We start from the raw sequence: 17,603 nt of genomic DNA on the forward strand, positions 1-17,603 counted from the left end.
CCGACTGTAATGCACCACAGTGCAGCAGTCGGGGGGACACGCACGCTCTCACGCCAGGTGTTCGACCACGTGATCGATGCAGGCGGTCAGGGCGGTGACGTCGTCGGGCTCGACGGCCGGGAACATGCCGACGCGCAGCTGGTTGCGGCCGAGCTTGCGGTAGGGCTCCGTGTCGACGATGCCGTTGGCGCGCAACGTCTTCGCGACGGCTGCAGCGTCGACCTTCTCGTCGAAGTCGATGGTGCCGACCACCTGCGAGCGATGCTTCGGGTCGACGACGAACGGCGTCGCGTACTCGGAGCGCTCCGCCCAGTCGTACAGCCGCGACGAGGAGTCGGCGGTCCGTGATGTCGCCCAGTCCAGGCCGCCCTTGCCGTTCAACCACTCGATCTGGTCTGCGAACAGGAGCAGCGTCGCCACCGCGGGGGTGTTGTACGTCTGGTTCTTGGTGCTGTTGTCGATGGCGATGGGCAGCGACAGGAAGTCGGGGACCCAGCGCTTGCTCGCCGCGATCTCGTCGACGCGGGCCAGTGCCGCGGGGCTCATCAGCGCGACCCAGAGGCCACCGTCCGCAGCGAAGTTCTTCTGGGGAGCGAAGTAGTAGACATCCGAATCGGCCACGTTCACGGGCAGGCCGCCGGCGCCGGAGGTCGCATCGATCGCGATGAGGGCGTCTTCCGAGCCCGCCGGGCGCGACACGGGAATGGCGACACCGGTCGAGGTCTCGTTGTGAGCCCACCCGATCAGGTCGACCGACGGATCCGACGTGGGCTCCGGAGCACTGCCCGGCTCCGCGGAGACGACGATCGGGTCACCGATGAACGGGTTGGCCTTGGCCACCGAGGCGAACTTCGAGCTGAACTCACCGTTGGTGAGGTGCAGCGACTTCTCCTTGATCAGGCCGAACGCCGCGGCGTCCCAGAATGCGGTGGTGCCGCCGTTGCCCAGCACGACCTCGTAGCCCTCGGGGATCGAGAACAGCTCGCGCAGACCGTCGCGCACCCGACCCACCACGTCCTTCACCGGCTTCTGGCGGTGGCTGGTGCCGAACACCGACGCGCCCACGTCCACCAGGGACTGGAGCTGCTCGGGCCGGACCTTCGACGGACCGCACCCGAAGCGTCCGTCGCCGGGCTTGAGGTCGGAAGGAATGGTCAGGTTCTCGGCCATACGGGGTTCGCGTCCTTAGTTTCGGTGTGGGCGTTACCGGCGTGATCAGGGTAGTGCAGCCGTGACAGGGGTCGTGCACCCCATTGGGCCGGCGTTGGTGGGCCGGCGTTGGTTTGCCGGCGCGCGCACCGCGCGGTGCCCTGCGCAGGATGCGGCGTGCGCTCGTCGACGGGCGCTGCGCGTGGAGGGCGCGGTCACCCCACCCGAGTGGTGCGCGGCCGTGCGCCCCCGCACCCTGCGGCCAACACCCGACACAGTTCGCGGCCGAGTTGCGGCGACGTCAGATCAGCCCACGTCCAGCGCACCACCGTCCATCCGTGTGCGCGGAGCAGGTCCTCGCGACGCTTCTCCCGCACCAGGACGTCGGCGGGTGACTCGCCGGGGCGTGCGAGAGCCGAGTACTTCGAGACACCGTCGAACTCGCCGATCACACCCTCGTCCTCCCACAAGAAATCGGGGCGGAAGGTGGTGCGGCGGTCCGAGAGCATCAGCGTGACCTGCAGTTCCGGGCACGGAACGCCGAGATGGTGCAGATACACGCGGCTCCGCGACTCCCCGACGCTCTCGCTTCGCCCGTCCAGGAAGCCGAGTACACACTCGGCGGCGGTGCGTCTGCGATGGGACGGCGTACGGCTCAGCGACTCGCGCACCGACTCCGGCGTCACGAGATGTCGGTTCAGTGCGGAGTCACCGGCGCAGACCGCATCCTCGAACGGGAGGGTCCGCGCGAGGTCGGCGACGGTGCGCGCAGCGGACGTGCAGCGCAGGCCGTCGATGACGTCGACGTCCCGCTCGGTCAGACCGTCGGCATGCACGTGGCGATGCCGACCGACGTGGCCACCCGACGATCGCGGGATGCCGAGATGCACCCGTTCCGGGACTCGCCACAACGACATCCCGTGCACCAAGGCTGCGGAACCGTGTGCGGCGGCCGCCGCGGGGGCGCTCGCCAGCAGCGTCGCGCGCACCTCGAGCAGGTGCCGGCCGGTGGCGTCGAGCGATTCGAGGACCGCAGCCGGAACGTAGATGCCGCGCCGGACGACGGCGATCTCGCGACGCGCCAGTGCAGCCTTGATCTCGGCGTCGGTGGCGCCGCGTGCCAGTGCGTCACGACGGCTGAGCAGGTGTTCCCCGTAGAAGTTCACGGCCGCAGTGTGCGCACGAGTCGGTCGCCCGCGCTGCGGCCGTCCACAGTCGGCCGTCATCCCCGGGTTCGAGCGCCCGCCCCTTGCCCCGCGCGCACCGCTCGGCTACGCGCGCAGGACGAGAAATGCGCGAAACACCGTGCGGTGCGCGCGGCGGAAACCCGGGCACCCAGCAACTGGGCACCCCACCTACCTCACGCGATGGTGCCCCACCCCTCGACGCTCTCGGGGGAGCGCGGTGCGGGACCGGTGTAGATGGCGGCGGGACGCACGAGCTTGCCGAGGCGTTTCTGTTCGAGGATGTGGGCGCACCAACCGGCGGTGCGGCCGCAGGTGAACATGGCGGGCATCATGTGCGCGGGTACTTCGGCGAAGTCGAGGATGACGGCGGCCCAGAATTCGACGTTGGTCTCGATGGCGCGGTCGGGGCGGCGTTCGCGCAGTTCGGCGAGTGCGGCCTGTTCGAGGGCGGCGGCGACCTCGAAGCGGGGTGCGTTCAGGCGCTGCGCGGTGGCGCGGAGGACGCGGGCGCGGGGGTCCTCGGCGCGGTAGACGCGGTGCCCGAAGCCCATGAGCTTCTCTTTGCGGTCGAGGATGCCCTTGACCAGTGCCCGTGCGTCGTCGGACTTCTCGACCTCCTCGATCATGGGGAGCACGCGGGCGGGGGCGCCGCCGTGGAGCGGTCCGGACATGGCGCCGATGGCTCCGGAGAGGGCGGCGGCGACGTCGGCTCCGGTGGAGGCGATGACGCGGGCGGTGAAGGTGGAGGCGTTCATGCCGTGCTCGGCGGCGGAGACCCAGTAGGCGTCGATGGCCTCGGTGTGGGCGGGATCGGGGTCGCCCTTCCACCGAGTCATGAATCGTTCTGTGACGGTGGAGCACTGGTCGATTCGCGTCTGCGGCACGGCCGGCTGGTAGATGCCCCGCGCGGACTGGGCGACGTAGGACAGCGCCATGACGGAGGCGCGGGCGAGGTGTTCGCGGGCGGTGTCGTCGTCGATGTCGAGGAGCGGTTCGTAGCCCCAGATCGGTGCGAGCATCGCGAGTCCGGCTTGGACGTCGACGCGGACGTCGCCGGTGTGGATGGGGAGGGGGAAGGGTTCGGCGGGCGGCAGTCCGGGGCCGAAGCGTCCGTCGACGAGCAGTGCCCACACGTTGCCGAAGGTGACGCCCTTGCCGACGAGGTCCTCGATGTCGACGCCGCGGTAGCGCAGTGCGCCGCCGTCCTTGTCGGGTTCGGCGATGTCGGTGGTGAAGGCGACGACGCCCTCGAGTCCGGCGACGAAGCCCTCCGGTACCACTGTTTCCTGGGCCATGAAGATCCCTCGTTCTCCTGTGTCCGCGGACCCCGCTTTCGTGCGTGGACCTGCACCTCACCGCACCCTAGTGGGTAGCGCGGGCCGCACCGTACTCCGGGAGTAGCGTCTGCGCGGTGACCGAGAACATCGACCTGGCGGATATGCGGGTGGCGTATGGCGGGGACGAAGATCTCGAGGAGAGCGACCTCGCCGACGGCTGGCTCGCGCTCGCCCGTGTGTGGTTGCAGCAGGCGATCGACGCGCGTCTGCCGGAACCGAATGCCATCACACTCGCGACGGTGGACGCGGACGGCCGACCGGCGACCCGCACGGTGCTGTGCAAGGAGTTGTCGGAGTCGGGTGTCGTCTTTTACACGAACTACGGATCCGCGAAGGCCCGCCATCTCGAGTCGACGCCCTTCGCATCGGCGACGTTCCCGTGGATCGGCATCCAGCGCCAGCTCACGGTGCGCGGACCGGTCACGCGGGTGAGCGCCGACGAGACGGCTGCCTACTGGTCCACCCGGCCGCGGGGGTCGCAGCTCGGTGCGTGGGCGTCGCAGCAGTCGAGCCCCATCGGATCGCGTCAGGTCCTGGAACGGCACCTCGCCGACGTGACCGACAGGTTCGAGAACCAGGATGTGCCGGTGCCTCCGAACTGGGGCGGCCTCCGCATCGCGCCCGAGTCCGTGGAGTTCTGGCAGGGCCGGAACAACCGTCTGCACAACAGGCTGGTGGTCACGGCGTCCGGCGTCGAGCGTCTGCAACCGTGAGACTTCTCGCCGACACCACTCCTCTCCAGAACCCCGACTATCGACGACTGTGGGCGTCGGGCGTCGTCACGGTCATCGGTGCCCAGCTCTCGGTCGTCGCTGTGCCGCAACAGATCTTCCAGATCACGTCGAGCTCGGCGTACGTGGGGCTCGCGGGTGCGTTCGCGTTGGTTCCGCTGGTCGTGTTCGGGCTGTGGGGCGGGGCGTTGGCCGACGTGATGGACCGGCGCACCCTGCTGATGATCACCACGGTGGGGATCGGCGCGACGTCGTTCATGCTGTGGCTGCAGGCGCACCTGGGGCTGAACAACGTGTGGATCGTGTTGGTGCTGCTCGCCGTGCAGCAGGGCTTCTTCGCGGTGAACCAACCCACGCGCAGCGCCATCATCCCGCGCCTGATTCCGTTGCGGCAGTTGCCCGCTGCCAACTCACTCAACATGACGGTGTTCAACTTCGGTGCCATCGCGGGCCCGATGCTGGCCGGTGCGTTGATTCCGGCGTTCGGGCTGCCGACGCTGTACCTGCTCGACACCATTGCGCTGTCGGTGACCCTGTGGGCAGTCGCGCGACTGCCGAAGATTCCGCCGACGGGGGAGTCCCGACGCGCGGGTCTGCGCGAGGTGTTCCAGGGGTTCGCCTACCTGGCGACGCAGAAGGTGCTGCTCGCCTCGTTCGTCGTGGACATCATCGCGATGGTGTTCGGGATGCCGCGCGCACTGTTCCCCGAGGTGGCCACCGAGACGTTCGGTGACCCGGCCGAGGGTGGACTCGTCCTCGGACTGCTGTTCGCGTCGCTGTCGGCGGGCGCGGTGCTGGGCGGAATCTTCTCGGGGTGGTTACCGCGCGTGCAGCGTCAGGGTGTCGCGGTGATCGCGTGCATCGTGGTGTGGGGCGGCGCGATGATCGGGTTCGGCGTCTCCGTGGCGCTCGCGACGGTCGGGGAGCGCGGGTGGGCGCTGTACCTGGCGCTGGGCTTCCTGGCGATCGGCGGCGGCGCCGACATGATCTCCGCCGCGTTCCGGAGTTCGATGCTGCAGTCCGTGGCCACCGACGACATGCGTGGCAGGTTGCAGGGAGTCTTCATCGTGGTGGTCGCGGGCGGCCCGCGGGTGGGCGACGTCCTGCACGGCGCGGCCGCCTTCATGGTGGGTACCGCGGCCGCGGCGGCGGGCGGCGGGGTGCTGGTCATCGTCGGCGTGATGATCGCGGCCCTCGCCATCCCGGCCTTCGTCAAGTACCGCGTCACGGCTCACACCTGAGCGGTGCGGCGGCACACCTCCGCCCAGGGAGTGGGCTCGATGCCCAGCATCTGCTGTGACCGCGTCGAGTCGAGGACGTAGGGCGCGGTGCGCTGGTAGGACAGCTGGTTCAGCTCCCGCAGCATCGGTACGGCGAGACCCGCAGCCCGCGTGATCACGCGGGGTACGACGCGTACGGGCACCGGGGGTCTGCCCACGGCCGCGAGTGTGTCGGTGATCGCCTGCCGCAGTGTCACAGCGGGATTGGTCGGCGCATGCCACACCTGACCCCATGATTCGGGAGTGTCGACGGCGGCGATCAGTGCCCGCGCCTCGTCGAGGACGTCGGTGAACGAGTGCGGCACGTCGGCCGCATCGATCGCCCACACTGCCTTGCCGTCGAGCGCAGCGGGGAGGAGGCGCGTGACGTGGCCGTTCGCGCCCACTCCCGTTCCCACGTAGTCGGATCCGCGTACCTCGACGGCGCGCAGAGAACCGGCGCGGTGAGCGTCGGCGAGATCCGCCCACATCTGGGCCCGCAGCACACCCTTGTGGTCGGTAGCCGCGTCGGGCATTCCCTCGCGCATGACACCGTCGGCGACGGGCCCGTACGGGTAGAGGGTGCCCGTGACAGCCAGGACGGCGCCTGTCCGTTCGGCAGCGGTGCGCAGCGACCGCGCCAGAGGGGGCCACACCTGATGCCACTGCGTGTAGTCGCTCGGGTTGGCGCAGTTGTACAGCGCGACGGCACCGTCCGTGACTGCGCTGAGAGCGTCGGCGTCGGAGGCGTCGAGCGTGGCGGAGGTGACGCCGGGGGCCGTGGTGCCGCGACGGGAGACGAGAACGACCTCGGAGCCGCGGTCGGCGAGCAGGCGGGCGACGTGGGTACCGACGGGGCCGGCCCCGACGACGACGTGACGATCGGACATGGGAAACACCTTCCGTAGTGGAGAGCACCGCTCTCGCCACAACTATGAGAGCACCGCTCTCGAAAGTCAAGAGCGGTGCTCTCGGTTACTGTGAAGGCATGCCCACGCCTCGGGAGACCGCCCGCACGGAGACGATGGCCGCGATCCTCGGCGCAGCTCGGACCCAGCTCGCCGACATCGGACCCGCGGCACTGTCCCTGCGCGCCGTGGCGCGGGAGATCGGCATGGTGTCCTCGGCCGTCTATCGCTACGTGGCGAGCCGGGACGAGCTGCTCACGGCACTGATCGTGCAGTGCTACGACGAGCTGGGTGCGGCCCTCGAGGATGCGGATCCGCAGGGTGGGAAGCCTGTCGACCGCTGGGTCGCGGTGTGTGACGCACTGCGATCGTGGGCCGCGGCGCACCCGCACGAGTACGCGCTGCTGTACGGCTCGCCCGTGCCCGGCTATCGAGCGCCGCAGACGACCGTCGGTCCGGCCACGCGCCCGACTCTCGTGGTGGTGAGCATCGTCGTCGACGCGCATCGGTCCGCACCGCCGGTCCGTATCGAGCCCGACAACTATTCACCGGCGCGCGACTTCGTCGTGGAGCACTATCGCCAGGCCACCGGTGAGGATGTCGGCGGCGTGATGACGACCGACCTGGTGGCCCGCACGTTGTCGGCGTGGATCACGGTCTTCGGCGCGGTGTCGTTCGAGCGTTTCGGCCATCTGGTCGGCGTCACCGAGGACACCGGCGCGTTCTACGCCGACATCGTGCGGAATCTCGCCGCGACGCTCGACCTCAGTGGAAGGTGACGTGCCACACCGCGAGTGCGGCCAACGCGCCGGCGCCGTTGAGTGCCCAGTGCAGACCGATGGGAGCGAGGATGCTCCCGCCGCGATGGCGCAGCCAGGTGAAGACGAAGCCGGCGACGGTGGTCCCGGCGACCGCGCCGCACACCCCGATTATCTGGCCGAACAGTCCGGTTCCCAGCACGGCGGAGAACCCGTCGTTGCCCACTGTCAGGCCGAGTGACGACGCCACGTGCCACAGGCCGAAGAGCAGCGAGCCGATGACGGCGACCGCGCGAATGCCGAAGCGCCGCGACAACTTCGCGTGCAGGACGCCGCGGAACGCGAGTTCCTCGGGAATGACGGTCTGGAGCGGGATGATGACGAGGGCCGCGAACAGCGTGGCGCCGACGTTGACGCCGTACCGCTCGTTGAGGAAGGCGCTCTGGGTGAGGGGGATCGAGGCAGCGATGGCCACCACCACCAGCGTGAGTCCGGCCGCAGCGGCGCCGTGACGGGCTCCGCGCCCGATGTTGCTCAGCCCGAGGTCGCTCCACTGGACGCCGCGCGCACGAGCGAAGGCGAGCAGGATAAGGGCGCCGACCGGCACCGCGGCGACCGCGATGGGAGTGGGCGCGAAGTGTGCGGTCAGGTTGAAGACCACGAGGGCGGCGACGACCACGACGATGTCGACGAGGGTCCTGTCGAACCAACGGCGGGATGTCACCGGTTCGGTGGCGACGACGACTGTGGACACCCGATCCACCGTACAGAGAACGGCGCGTCACATCAGGGCGGTAGCGTGCTGCCATGGTCGACGACGCGCCATCCGCCCTGTCCCACTCGCTGCGCCACGGTGCGTACCGCGCCGACGTCGCTCACCGAGACGTGGGACGCGGGCAGGCCGGAGGCCGGTCGGGATCGGGTCGCCGTCAAGCCGCCGTTGTCGGCAGGGCTGGTGCTGGCCCCGTGGCCCAACCGCACGCGCGACGGCCGGTTCACGTTCGACGGTGAGACACATCAGCTCGAGATCACCGAACCGGCCCGGAACAACGCGAGTCACGGACTCGTCCGTCGACGGGAATGGGACGTCGCGGAGCGGTCCGACTCGTCGATCACCCACACCATCGACATCGGTGGCGAGCAGGGATGGCCCTTCGCGCTGCGGCTGACAGCTCGGCACAGCCTCGGTGACGACGGTCTGACCGTGACCCACACGGCGACGAACGTCGGGGATCGCACGGCGCCGTTCGGCATGGGCGTCCACTCGTTCGTCCGCGCGGGTGATGCGCCCCTGGACGAGTGCACGCTCCGACTCTCGGCGGGTGTGCGTCTCCCGCTCGACGGCGAGCGCAACCTGCCCAGCGGCGGCCCCGTGCCCGTGCAGGGCACGGACCTCGACTTCGCTGCGGCGCGGAGCCTCGCCGGAGTCTGGCTCGACACCCCGTTCAGTGCCCTCGTCCCGGACGCGGACGGCATCGCACGGCAGTACCTGACGCCGCCGGACAGCGCGGCCACCGTGCTGTGGACCGACGCGAATTTCCCGTGGGTGCAGGTGTTCACGGCGGATCCGGCGCACGATCAGGCCTACCCGGACCGCGGCCGCGCCCTGGCGATCGAACCGATGACGTGCCCACCGGACGCGCTGAACTCAGGGGTGGGGCTGATCGTGCTGGAGCCGGGGGAGACCTGGACCGGGAGCTGGGGCATCCGGGCGGACGACGGGAGCGCCTCGTGACGATCCTCGTGTGCGGCGAGGCGCTGGTCGATCTGGTGCCGGATCGCCAGGGCGGTGGTCCCGCGTTGACGCCGAAGCTGGGCGGCGGCCCGTTCAACGTCGCCGTCGCGCTCGGCCGCCTCGGTGCGGACGTGCAGTTCCTCTCCCGCATCTCCCGCGACCCGTTCGGCCGCGACCTGGTGGCGTGGCTGGAGGCGTCGAAGGTGGGACTCGACCTGCTGCAGCGTGGGCCGGAGCTGACCACGCTCGCCCTGACAGTGCTCGACGCGCACGGCGCCGCCGAGTACTCGTTCTATGCCGACGGCACCGCGGACCGACTCGTCGAGGCGCCCGCGACCATCCCCGAGTCGGTGACCGCGGCGTCGTTCGGCACGTTGTCGCTGCTCTACGAGCCGGGCGCGAGCGTGTACGCGGCGCTGCTCGCGAGGGTGCACGACGCCGGGGTCCTGACGATGCTCGATCCGAACATCCGCCCGGCCGCGATGACGGACGGCGACGGTTACCGCGCCCGGTTCCGTACCTGGCTTCCGTCGATCGACATCCTCAAGGTGTCGGTCGAGGACGCGGGATGGCTGGGGGAGGGGCCGCAGGGCACCACCGTCCGAGACTGGTTGGACGCGGGCGTGACGGCCGTCGTCGTCACGCGCGGCGGGGACGGACTGTCGGTGGTCACCACGGCCGGCGAGACAGTCGTTCCGGGTGTGTCGGTGCAGGTCGCGGACACCATCGGTGCGGGCGACACCGTCCACGGGGCGATGCTCCACCACCTGACGGAGCAGGGCATGCGCTCGTCGGCGGACCTTCTGCGACTCGATTCACAGGCCTGGACGGCGGCTCTCACGTTCGCCGCGAAGGCAGCCGCCATCACCGTGTCACGACCGGGGGCGGACCCTCCCTGGGCGGACGAGGTCGGCGACGACTAGTTTTATCGAGACACCACAAGTTCCGTTACACCGAGCTCGAGAGGGACCCTTCGTGCCCGCTGAGAATGCCGACAACGCCGCCACCGCCAAGCTGATCTATCCCGGCGGCGAACACGAGATGACCATTGCGAGAGCGACCGAAGGCAACGACGGTATCGAGCTGGGCAAACTGCTCGCGAACACCGGGTACACGACGCTGGACGGTGGGTTCGTCAACACGGCCTCCACCAAGTCCGCCATCACGTACATCGACGGTGCCGAGGGCATCCTGCGCTACCGCGGATACCCGATCGACCAGCTCGCCGAGAAGTCGTCGTTCCTCGAGGTCAGCTACCTGCTGATCTACGGGGAGCTGCCCACCACCGTCGAGTTGGAGAACTTCACCGACCGCATCCGTCGGCACACTCTGCTGCACGAGGACCTCAAGCGCTTCTTCGACGGCTTCCCGCGCAACGCGCACCCGATGCCCGTCGTCTCGTCCGCGGTCAACGCGCTGTCCGCGTACTACCAGGACTCGCTCGACCCGAACGATCCCGAGCAGGTCGAGCTCTCGACGATCCGTCTGCTGGCCAAGCTGCCGACCATCGCCGCGTACGCGTACAAGAAGTCGGTGGGCCAGCCGTTCCTGTACCCGGACAACTCGAAGAGCTACGTCGAGAACTTCCTGCGCATGACCTTCGGTTTCCCGGCCGAGCCCTACGAGGCCGATCCCGAGATGGTCAAGGCGCTCGACATGCTGCTCATCCTGCATGCCGATCACGAGCAGAACTGCTCGACGTCGACGGTGCGCCTGGTCGGCTCGTCCGACGCCAACCTCTTCACGTCCATCTCCGGCGGCATCAACGCACTGTGGGGTCCGCTGCACGGCGGCGCCAACCAGGCCGTCCTCGAGATGCTCTACCGCATCCAGAGCGAGGGCGGCGACAGCGCCGACTTCCTGAAGCGGGTCAAGAACAAGGAGGACGGTGTCAAGCTCATGGGCTTCGGACACCGTGTCTACAAGAACTACGACCCGCGCGCGGCCATCGTGCGCAAGACGGCGCACTCGATCCTCGAGAAGCTCGGCACCAACGACGAGCTGCTCGACATCGCGATGAAACTCGAAGAGGTCGCCCTGTCCGACGACTACTTCGTCGAGCGCAAGCTGTACCCGAACGTCGACTTCTACACGGGTCTCATCTACCGCGCCATGGGCTTCCCCGAGCGCATGTTCACGGTGCTGTTCGCGCTCGGCCGCCTGCCCGGGTGGATCGCGCACTGGCAGGAGATGCACCAGGACCCGAACGCCAAGATCGGCCGCCCCCGTCAGATCTACACGGGCTACACCGAGCGCGGCTACGAGGGCATCGACGGCCGCTGATCGGCCCGCCCCTCGCGACACCCCCGACGCGGTGCGTCAGAACTTCCGGTTGGCCAACACCGGCAAGTTCTGGCGCACCGCGTCGATCTCGTTCGGGTCGATGTCGAGCGTGAGCAGACCGGGCGCCGCGCCGAGCTGGTCGAGCACGTGGCCGGTGGGGGACACCACCATCGAGTTGCCGACGCCCACGGGTGCCGAGCCGGAGATCTCGATACCCGACTCGGCGGGGTCCGCCTGCCCGCAGGCCGCGAGGAACGTCGTCGAGTCCAGTGCGCGGGCGCGGGCGAGCAGTGTCCACTGATCCACCTTGCCGGGGCCGCGGCCCCACGACGCGGCGACGACGGTGAGCAGGGCGCCGCGGTCCGCGAGGGTCTGGAAGAGGCCGGGGAAGCGAATGTCGTAGCACGTCGCGAAGCCGACACCCACGCCGTCGATGTCGACGACCACCGGCTCGGTTCCCGGTGCGACGGTGTCGGACTCGGCGAAACCGAACGCGTCGAACAGGTGGATCTTGTCGTACGACGCCTCGACGCCCCCGCCGGTGATCAGCAGGGTGTTGCGCACCCGCTCGTCACCGCCGACGGCCGGGGTGAACATGCCGGCCGCGACGGTGATGCCCGCGTCGTCGGCGATCTCGCGCACCGCGGTGGCCCAGGGGCCGTCGAGCGGCTCGGCGACGTCGGCGATCGATCCGCCGAATCGGCGCATCGTTGCCTCGGGAAGGACGCACAGCCGGGCGCCCGCGTCCACGGCGTCACGGACCGACGAGCGCACCAGGTCGAGGTTCTCGTTCGGATCGCGGGACGCGGTGATCTGGGCGAGGCTGATTCTCATGCGGTGCTCCTGACGTCGGCGTGCGGGGTGTCGAGGGTCGTGAGTGGTATACACACAGTATGCAAGAACAGTCCGGTCGCGAGCGTGCCTATGTCTATCTCCGCGACCGCGTGCTGTCCGAACCGGCGTTCACGGGCACGTTCCTGAACGAGGGCGAGCTGGCGTCGCAGATCGGGGTGTCGCGCACCCCGGTTCGAGAAGCGTTGCTGCTGTTGGTGTCCGAGGGTCTCATCGAGATGGTGCGCGGCAGGGGCGCGTACGTGCCGCCGATGTCCGGGCGCCAGATCGGTGAACTGATGGACCTGCGCGGCGTGCTCGAACGGCACGCCGCGGAGAAGGCGATCGACGCCGGGAACGTACCCATCGCGGCGATGACGGCCACTCTGGAGTCGCAGGAGTCCCTGGCTGCCGGTGCCGCCGAGGATCACGCTCGAACCTTCATCGACCTCGACGGTACGTTCCACCAGGAACTGATCGACTCCGCAGGCAGCGAGTTGCTGTCCCGGACGTACGCCGGGCTGCGGGCGCGGCAGTTGCGTGCCGGGTTGTCCGCGCTGTTCGGCGCTCCCGACCGCAAGCGCCAGGTGTGCACCGAGCATCGCGCGATCGTCGACGCGTTGGCCTCGGGGGATCTGGCCGCGGCGTCCGCGCAGATCGATGCACACCTGGACGTCACCATGCGAATCCTGCTGCGCGGCTAGCTATCCCGCGCCGAGAGCTGCTCGGCGCCGAGGTTCTGCGCGACGTAGCTCTCCTCCTCCGCGGGATCGGGACCACGGCCGAGTGCCAGGCCGAGGACGGTGAGCACACCCATCGCCATGATGTAGACGAAGACGGGCACCCAGCTGTCGGTGCGGTCGAGCAGGAACGTGAACATGAGCGGTGCGATCGCGCCGCCGAAGACGCCGGCGATCGTGTACGCCAGCGAGGCACCGGTGGAGCGCAGGCGCAGCGAGAACTGCTCCGTCACGAACGCGGCCTGCGGCCCGTACATGAACGAGTGGAACGTCAGTCCGACGACGACGCCCAGGACGAGCATGCCGAACGAGCTGCCGCCGATGAGGAGGAAGAAGACGGCCACCCACGCGACGCCGCCCACGGCCGCGACGGCGTAGAGCAGTCGCCGGTTCACGATGTCGGACAGTGCGCCCGCCAGCGGGATGGTGGCCAGCTGGAACGCCGAGCCGATGAGGATGGCCGTGAGCACCTCGCTGCGCACGAAGCCGAGCTTCTGCACGCCGTAGGTGATGGAGAAGACGGTGAAGAGGGCGTAGATGACGTCGGGCGCGATGCGCGAGAGGATCGCGGCGATCAGGGGGCGGCTCTGCTCGCGGAAGACCTCGGTGATCGGTGCCTCGGGTCGGTCGCCGCTCTCCTGCAGCGCCTTGAACACCGGGGTGTCCTCCAGCTTCAGGCGGATCCACAGTCCGAAGCCGACCAGCACGGCCGACAGCAGGAACGCCACGCGCCAGCCCCACGACTCGAACTGCTCCTCGGTGAGGGCGAAGGTCAGGGCCGCGAGAGCGCCGTTGGCCATCAGGTTGCCGGCGGGCGGGCCGATCTGCGCTGCGGACGACCAGAATCCACGCTTGCGCGGATTGCCGTACTCGCTCGAGAGCAGGACGGCACCGCCCCACTCGCCACCGACGGCGACGCCCTGCGCGAAGCGCAACGCCACCAGGATGATCGGGGCCGCGACGCCGATGGTCGCGTAGCCCGGCAGCAGTCCGATCAGGAAGGTCGTGACGCCGATGAGCAACAATGTGATGACGAGCAGCTGTTTGCGTCCGATGACGTCGCCGAGGCGGCCGAAGACGAATCCGCCGATGGGCCGCGCGACGTATCCCACGGCGTAGGTCGAGAACGCGAGCAGCGTTCCCGTCAACGGGTCGCTCTCCGGGAAGAAGACGATGGGGAAGATCAGTGCGGCCGACGCGGAGTAGACCGCGAAGTCGTACCACTCCAGTGCCGTACCGGTCAGGCTGGCAGCGAAAGCCTTGGTCAGCGCAGTCCGGTCGGGACGCACCGCCCCTCGGCCGTCGGGTGTCGTGCCGTCCATGGGATGTCCTTTCGGGTGTCGTGGTTCATATACTTGCTGTATACAAGACGTATGCGCAACCCCCGGAGCGCTCCCGAAACAGAGAAGTAACAGGAGAAATGATGACGACACTGACCTTCGAACTTCCCGACGGTTCCACCGAGTCGGTCACCGTGACCACCCTCCTGAACGCCGGATACGCGGGCCGTGACCAGGCCGAGGTCGCGTCCCACATCGCCGAACTGGCCGAGCTCGGCGTTCCCGCACCGACCACCATCCCGGCGATGTACCCCATTTCGCCCTACCTGGCACAGCAGACCTCCGAGGTGCACGTCCAGCACGGACACACCTCCGGCGAGGCGGAGTGGGCACTGGTGATCACGGGTCCCACCCGCGACGACGTGCTGCTGACCGTCGCGTGCGACCACACCGATCGCGATCTCGAGGTGCACAGCGTCGCGTGGAGCAAGAACGCCTCGCCCGATGTGCTCGGCACCGGGGCCTGGCGGCTCGCGGAGGTCGCCGACCGCCTCGACGACATCACGCTGCGCGCGTGGGTCGGAGACGACGAGACCCTGATCCAGGACGGCACTCTGGGCGATCTGCTCTCGCCCGATCACTGGCTCGACGTCCTCACCGAGCGGGGACTCTTCCGGGCGGGCACGGTGCTGATGTCCGGAACGGTGTCGATGGTTCCGGGGGTGGACCAGTTCGCGAACTCGTGGAAGGTCGAGCTACGCGACCCGGCGACCGATCGGTCTCTGACCTGCGCCTACCGTACGGTCGCCATGCCGTCCCCGATAGGCTGAGCGCAGTCACGTTACAGTCGATCGGTACAGGACATCGTCGTTCGGTATCAGTCGACTACAGGAGTTCATCGTGACCAAGCCCGAGATCGAGTTCCAGGCCGGCCCCCCTCCTACCGACCTGGTGGTCCAGGACATCACGGTCGGTGACGGCGCGGAAGCTGTTCCCGGCGGCACCGTCGAGGTGCACTACGTGGGCGTCGAGTTCGAGAGCGGCGAGGAGTTCGACTCGTCCTGGAACCGCGGTGAGTCCATCACCTTCCCGCTGCGCGGCCTCATCCAGGGCTGGCAGGACGGCATTCCCGGCATGAAGGTCGGCGGACGCCGTCAGCTCACCATCCCGCCGGAGCTCGCCTACGGCCCCGCAGGCGCCGGACATCGGCTGTCGGGCAAGACCCTCGTCTTCGTCATCGATCTGCTGAACGCCTGACCTCTGCTCCGCAGATTCGACGGGCTCACGCCACGTCGAGCACCAACCTCGCACCGCCCAGCGGGCTCGCCTCCAGATGCACCGTTCCACCGTGCAGGTGAGCCTGCTGGGCGACCAGTGCGAGCCCGAGTCCGGATCCGCCCGCCGCGGCCCGTGATCCGCGCTCGAAGCGTCCGAAGACACGTTCCCGCTCGTCCTCCGGGACGCCGGACCCGTTGTCGTCCACGCTGATTCGCGCACCCTCCGCCGTGCGCGCCACGCTGATCACCACGGTCGTCGCGCCGCCGTGACGCACGGCATTGAGCACGGCGTTGTCGAGCGCCAACCGTAGTCCCGTGGGATGGCCCAGGGCGGACACCGGCCCGTCGGCCTCCACCCGCACCCGCGTCTCCGGCAACGTCCGCGCGGCGTCCCGTGCGACGAGGTCGGCGATCTCCACGACGTCCACGCTCACCCGGTCCGCGTCGGTGGTCAGCTCTCCGGTGGCCAGCCGTTCCAGCGCGGCGAGTGTCGATTCCACCCGGCCCTGCGTGCGCTGGAGGTCGTCGAGAATCTCCTGCCGCTGCTCGGCCGAGAGATCGAGCGTGCGCAGCACCTCGATGTCGGTACGCATGGCGGTCAGCGGCGTCCGCAGCTCGTGCGCCGACACGGCGGCGAAGTCGCGGGCCGTCTCGAGGGCGCTCTCGGTGCGCGCCTGGGCGTCCGACACTCGCTGCAGCATGTCGCCTACGGCGGCCGCGAGGGCGTCCGCCTCCCGCACACCCGTCGACTTGCGGGGTGGTGTCGGCGGGTCCTTCGCGACGTCGTGCGTGAGCCTCATCAACGGGCGCACGGCCCGTCCGCCGAGGATCCAGCCGAGTGCCGTCGACGCGCCGACCGCCAGAGCGCCGGCCTGCAGCACCTGCCGCTGCTGGTCGTCCGTGATGTCCTGCGCCTCCGACAACGGCACCGCGATGGACACGGTGACGTCCGTCCGGTCCGGCACCGCGGCGGTGTAGACGCGGAACGGGGTGCCGTCGACGTCGGCGGTCGCCGAACCGAGCGGCATCGCGGGGAGCTGCGGCTGCGTACTGGCCCGCACCTGATCGGTCTGCCTGATCGTGATGGCGAAGGCCTCGGACCTACTCAGGCTCCCGAGGAACATCTCGAACGTCTGCGCACGCGGCACCACCACCTCCGACGCTGTCTCGAGCCGACGGTCGAGCTGCAGGATGTTGTTGCGGGAGATGGCCGCTGCGACGTACCAACCGACGAGCGAGACGATGATGAGGGCGCCCAGGGCGGTGGCGGCGGCCACGCGGGCGCGCAGCGAGAAGACCCGGGAAGGCCGGAGGCCGGTCGTCATGCGCCGGGAAGGCCGGAGGAGCTTCATGAAGCCGTGCGCAGGACGAAGCCGACGCCGCGGACGGTGTGCAGGATCCGTGGCACCCCACCGCTCTCCATCTTCCGGCGCAGGTACCCGACGAAGACGTCGACGACGTTGGTGTCGGCCACGAAGTCGTACCCCCACACCAGTTCCAGGAGCCGCTCCCGGCTGAGCACCACTCCGGCGTTGTGCGCGAGGACGGCGAGGAGTTCGAACTCGCGCTTGGTGAGGTCGAGGGGCCGCCCGTCGATGGTGGCGCGGTGGCCCGGCTCGTCGAGGCTCAGCGGTCCGACCACCACGGCGGCAGTGGCCGGGACGCTGGTACCGATGGTGCCGCGGCGGCGCAGCATCGCGTTGATGCGTGCCACCAGTTCGGCGAGGACGAACGGCTTGGTCAGGTAGTCGTCGGCGCCGGACTCGAGGCCCGCGATGCGGTCGTCGACGGAACTGCGCGCGCTCAGGACGCACACCGGGACGTCGTTGCCGCGGGCGCGCAATGCGGTGACCACGCCGTTGCCGTCGAGGACGGGCATGTTCATGTCCAGCACCACGACGTCCGGATCCTGCGCACCGACGAGGTCGAGAGCGGCGGCGCCGTCGCGAGCGGTGAGCACGGTGAACCCGGACAGCCGCAGTCCGCGCTCGATCGAGGCCAGCACGTCGACGTCGTCGTCCACCACGAGGACGGTGGGCTGGTCCGGAGCGGTCATCCGTCGATTGTGCCGGAACGCCCGTGGTGTGCGGATACGCCCCGCGCCGCGGGAGTCGACCTGTGTGCAGTG

18 protein-coding genes are annotated in these 17,603 nt (G+C 69.3%); 9 read left to right on the forward strand and 9 right to left on the reverse strand.

The window, feature by feature from the left end; translation table 11 throughout:
- Positions 1-48: 48 nt before the first annotated feature.
- The 3 genes from serC to QRN16_RS15000 all read right to left on the reverse strand — a co-directional run bounded on the left by serC (position 49) and on the right by QRN16_RS15000 (position 3,631).
- Complete coding sequence (serC, locus tag QRN16_RS14990; protein ID WP_222627773.1) at positions 49-1,170, reverse strand: phosphoserine transaminase; 1,122 nt, start codon at positions 1,168-1,170, stop codon at positions 49-51.
- 194 nt (positions 1,171-1,364) lie between these two features.
- The gene (locus QRN16_RS14995) at positions 1,365-2,315 is read right to left on the reverse strand and encodes a putative endonuclease domain-containing protein (protein WP_285187878.1); all 951 of its coding nucleotides are present in this window, start codon (positions 2,313-2,315) and stop codon (positions 1,365-1,367) included.
- Between the two features lie 194 nt (positions 2,316-2,509).
- The gene (locus tag QRN16_RS15000; protein ID WP_027504219.1) at positions 2,510-3,631 is read right to left on the reverse strand and encodes a citrate synthase 2; all 1,122 of its coding nucleotides are present in this window, start codon (positions 3,629-3,631) and stop codon (positions 2,510-2,512) included.
- Positions 3,632-3,774: 143 nt separating this feature from the next.
- On the opposite strand from QRN16_RS15000, the gene pdxH reads away from it, so the two are divergent.
- Positions 3,775-4,386 carry a pyridoxamine 5'-phosphate oxidase gene (gene pdxH, locus QRN16_RS15005; protein ID WP_285188985.1) on the forward strand — a complete coding sequence of 204 codons (612 nt, stop codon included), beginning with the start codon at positions 3,775-3,777 and terminating at the stop codon, positions 4,384-4,386.
- Positions 4,383-5,645 carry an MFS transporter gene (locus QRN16_RS15010; RefSeq protein WP_285187880.1) on the forward strand — a complete coding sequence of 421 codons (1,263 nt, stop codon included), beginning with the start codon at positions 4,383-4,385 and terminating at the stop codon, positions 5,643-5,645. The genes pdxH and QRN16_RS15010 overlap by 4 nt, the downstream gene beginning before the upstream one ends.
- Here QRN16_RS15010 and QRN16_RS15015 read toward each other — a convergent pair.
- Positions 5,636-6,553: an NAD-dependent epimerase/dehydratase family protein gene (locus QRN16_RS15015; protein WP_285187882.1), complete on the reverse strand. Its 918-nt coding sequence runs from the start codon at positions 6,551-6,553 to the stop codon at positions 5,636-5,638. The two genes, QRN16_RS15010 and QRN16_RS15015, sit on opposite strands and share 10 nt — an antisense overlap.
- A 98-nt stretch (positions 6,554-6,651) precedes the next feature.
- Between QRN16_RS15015 and QRN16_RS15020 the strand changes: the two genes are divergently transcribed.
- A complete protein-coding gene (locus tag QRN16_RS15020) occupies positions 6,652-7,350 on the forward strand; it encodes a TetR/AcrR family transcriptional regulator (RefSeq protein WP_285187884.1) in 699 nt (232 codons plus the stop codon).
- Here QRN16_RS15020 and QRN16_RS15025 read toward each other — a convergent pair.
- Complete coding sequence (locus QRN16_RS15025) at positions 7,337-8,083, reverse strand: CPBP family intramembrane glutamic endopeptidase (RefSeq protein WP_285187886.1); 747 nt, start codon at positions 8,081-8,083, stop codon at positions 7,337-7,339. The genes QRN16_RS15020 and QRN16_RS15025 overlap by 14 nt on opposite strands.
- Positions 8,084-8,182: 99 nt before the next feature.
- Here QRN16_RS15025 and QRN16_RS15030 point away from each other — a divergent pair, with 99 nt between their 5' ends.
- Genes QRN16_RS15030 through QRN16_RS15040 form a run of 3 tightly spaced genes read left to right on the forward strand, consistent with a single transcriptional unit; the run spans position 8,183 to position 11,347 of the window.
- The gene (locus QRN16_RS15030; RefSeq protein ID WP_285187888.1) at positions 8,183-9,064 is read left to right on the forward strand and encodes an aldose 1-epimerase family protein; all 882 of its coding nucleotides are present in this window, start codon (positions 8,183-8,185) and stop codon (positions 9,062-9,064) included.
- Complete coding sequence (locus tag QRN16_RS15035; RefSeq protein WP_285187890.1) at positions 9,061-9,987, forward strand: carbohydrate kinase family protein; 927 nt, start codon at positions 9,061-9,063, stop codon at positions 9,985-9,987. Before QRN16_RS15030 ends, QRN16_RS15035 begins: the two co-directional genes overlap by 4 nt.
- Before the next feature lie 52 nt (positions 9,988-10,039).
- Entirely contained in the window at positions 10,040-11,347 is a 1,308-nt protein-coding gene (locus tag QRN16_RS15040) for a citrate synthase (protein ID WP_037183979.1), read from the forward strand.
- A 36-nt stretch (positions 11,348-11,383) separates the two neighbouring features.
- On the opposite strand, the gene QRN16_RS15045 is transcribed toward QRN16_RS15040, so the two are convergent.
- Complete coding sequence (locus QRN16_RS15045) at positions 11,384-12,181, reverse strand: carbon-nitrogen hydrolase family protein (RefSeq protein WP_027504210.1); 798 nt, start codon at positions 12,179-12,181, stop codon at positions 11,384-11,386.
- A gap of 59 nt (positions 12,182-12,240) precedes the next feature.
- On the opposite strand from QRN16_RS15045, the gene QRN16_RS15050 reads away from it, so the two are divergent.
- On the forward strand, positions 12,241-12,882 hold the full coding sequence (locus QRN16_RS15050) for a GntR family transcriptional regulator (protein ID WP_285187896.1): 642 nt from the start codon (positions 12,241-12,243) through the stop codon (positions 12,880-12,882).
- Here the strand turns inward: QRN16_RS15050 and QRN16_RS15055 are convergent.
- Positions 12,879-14,240, reverse strand: coding sequence for an MFS transporter (locus QRN16_RS15055; RefSeq protein ID WP_285187898.1), 1,362 nt, complete (start codon positions 14,238-14,240; stop codon positions 12,879-12,881). The genes QRN16_RS15050 and QRN16_RS15055 overlap by 4 nt on opposite strands.
- Before the next feature lie 101 nt (positions 14,241-14,341).
- Here QRN16_RS15055 and QRN16_RS15060 point away from each other — a divergent pair, with 101 nt between their 5' ends.
- Entirely contained in the window at positions 14,342-15,028 is a 687-nt protein-coding gene (locus QRN16_RS15060; RefSeq protein WP_204866328.1) for a DUF2848 domain-containing protein, read from the forward strand.
- 70 nt (positions 15,029-15,098) lie between these two features.
- Positions 15,099-15,455 carry an FKBP-type peptidyl-prolyl cis-trans isomerase gene (locus QRN16_RS15065; RefSeq protein WP_027504206.1) on the forward strand — a complete coding sequence of 119 codons (357 nt, stop codon included), beginning with the start codon at positions 15,099-15,101 and terminating at the stop codon, positions 15,453-15,455.
- Positions 15,456-15,480: 25 nt separating this feature from the next.
- Here QRN16_RS15065 and QRN16_RS15070 read toward each other — a convergent pair whose 3' ends face one another.
- Together QRN16_RS15070 and QRN16_RS15075 are read right to left on the reverse strand one after the other, a co-directional pair.
- Positions 15,481-16,800, reverse strand: a complete 1,320-nt coding sequence (locus QRN16_RS15070; RefSeq protein WP_197027712.1) for a sensor histidine kinase — start codon at positions 16,798-16,800, stop codon at positions 15,481-15,483.
- Between the two features lie 23 nt (positions 16,801-16,823).
- Positions 16,824-17,531, reverse strand: coding sequence for a response regulator transcription factor (locus QRN16_RS15075; RefSeq protein WP_027504204.1), 708 nt, complete (start codon positions 17,529-17,531; stop codon positions 16,824-16,826).
- Positions 17,532-17,603: the final 72 nt, after the last annotated feature.

Source organism: Rhodococcus sp. MEB041, assembly GCF_030208955.1.
GTDB lineage: Bacteria > Actinomycetota > Actinomycetes > Mycobacteriales > Mycobacteriaceae > Rhodococcoides.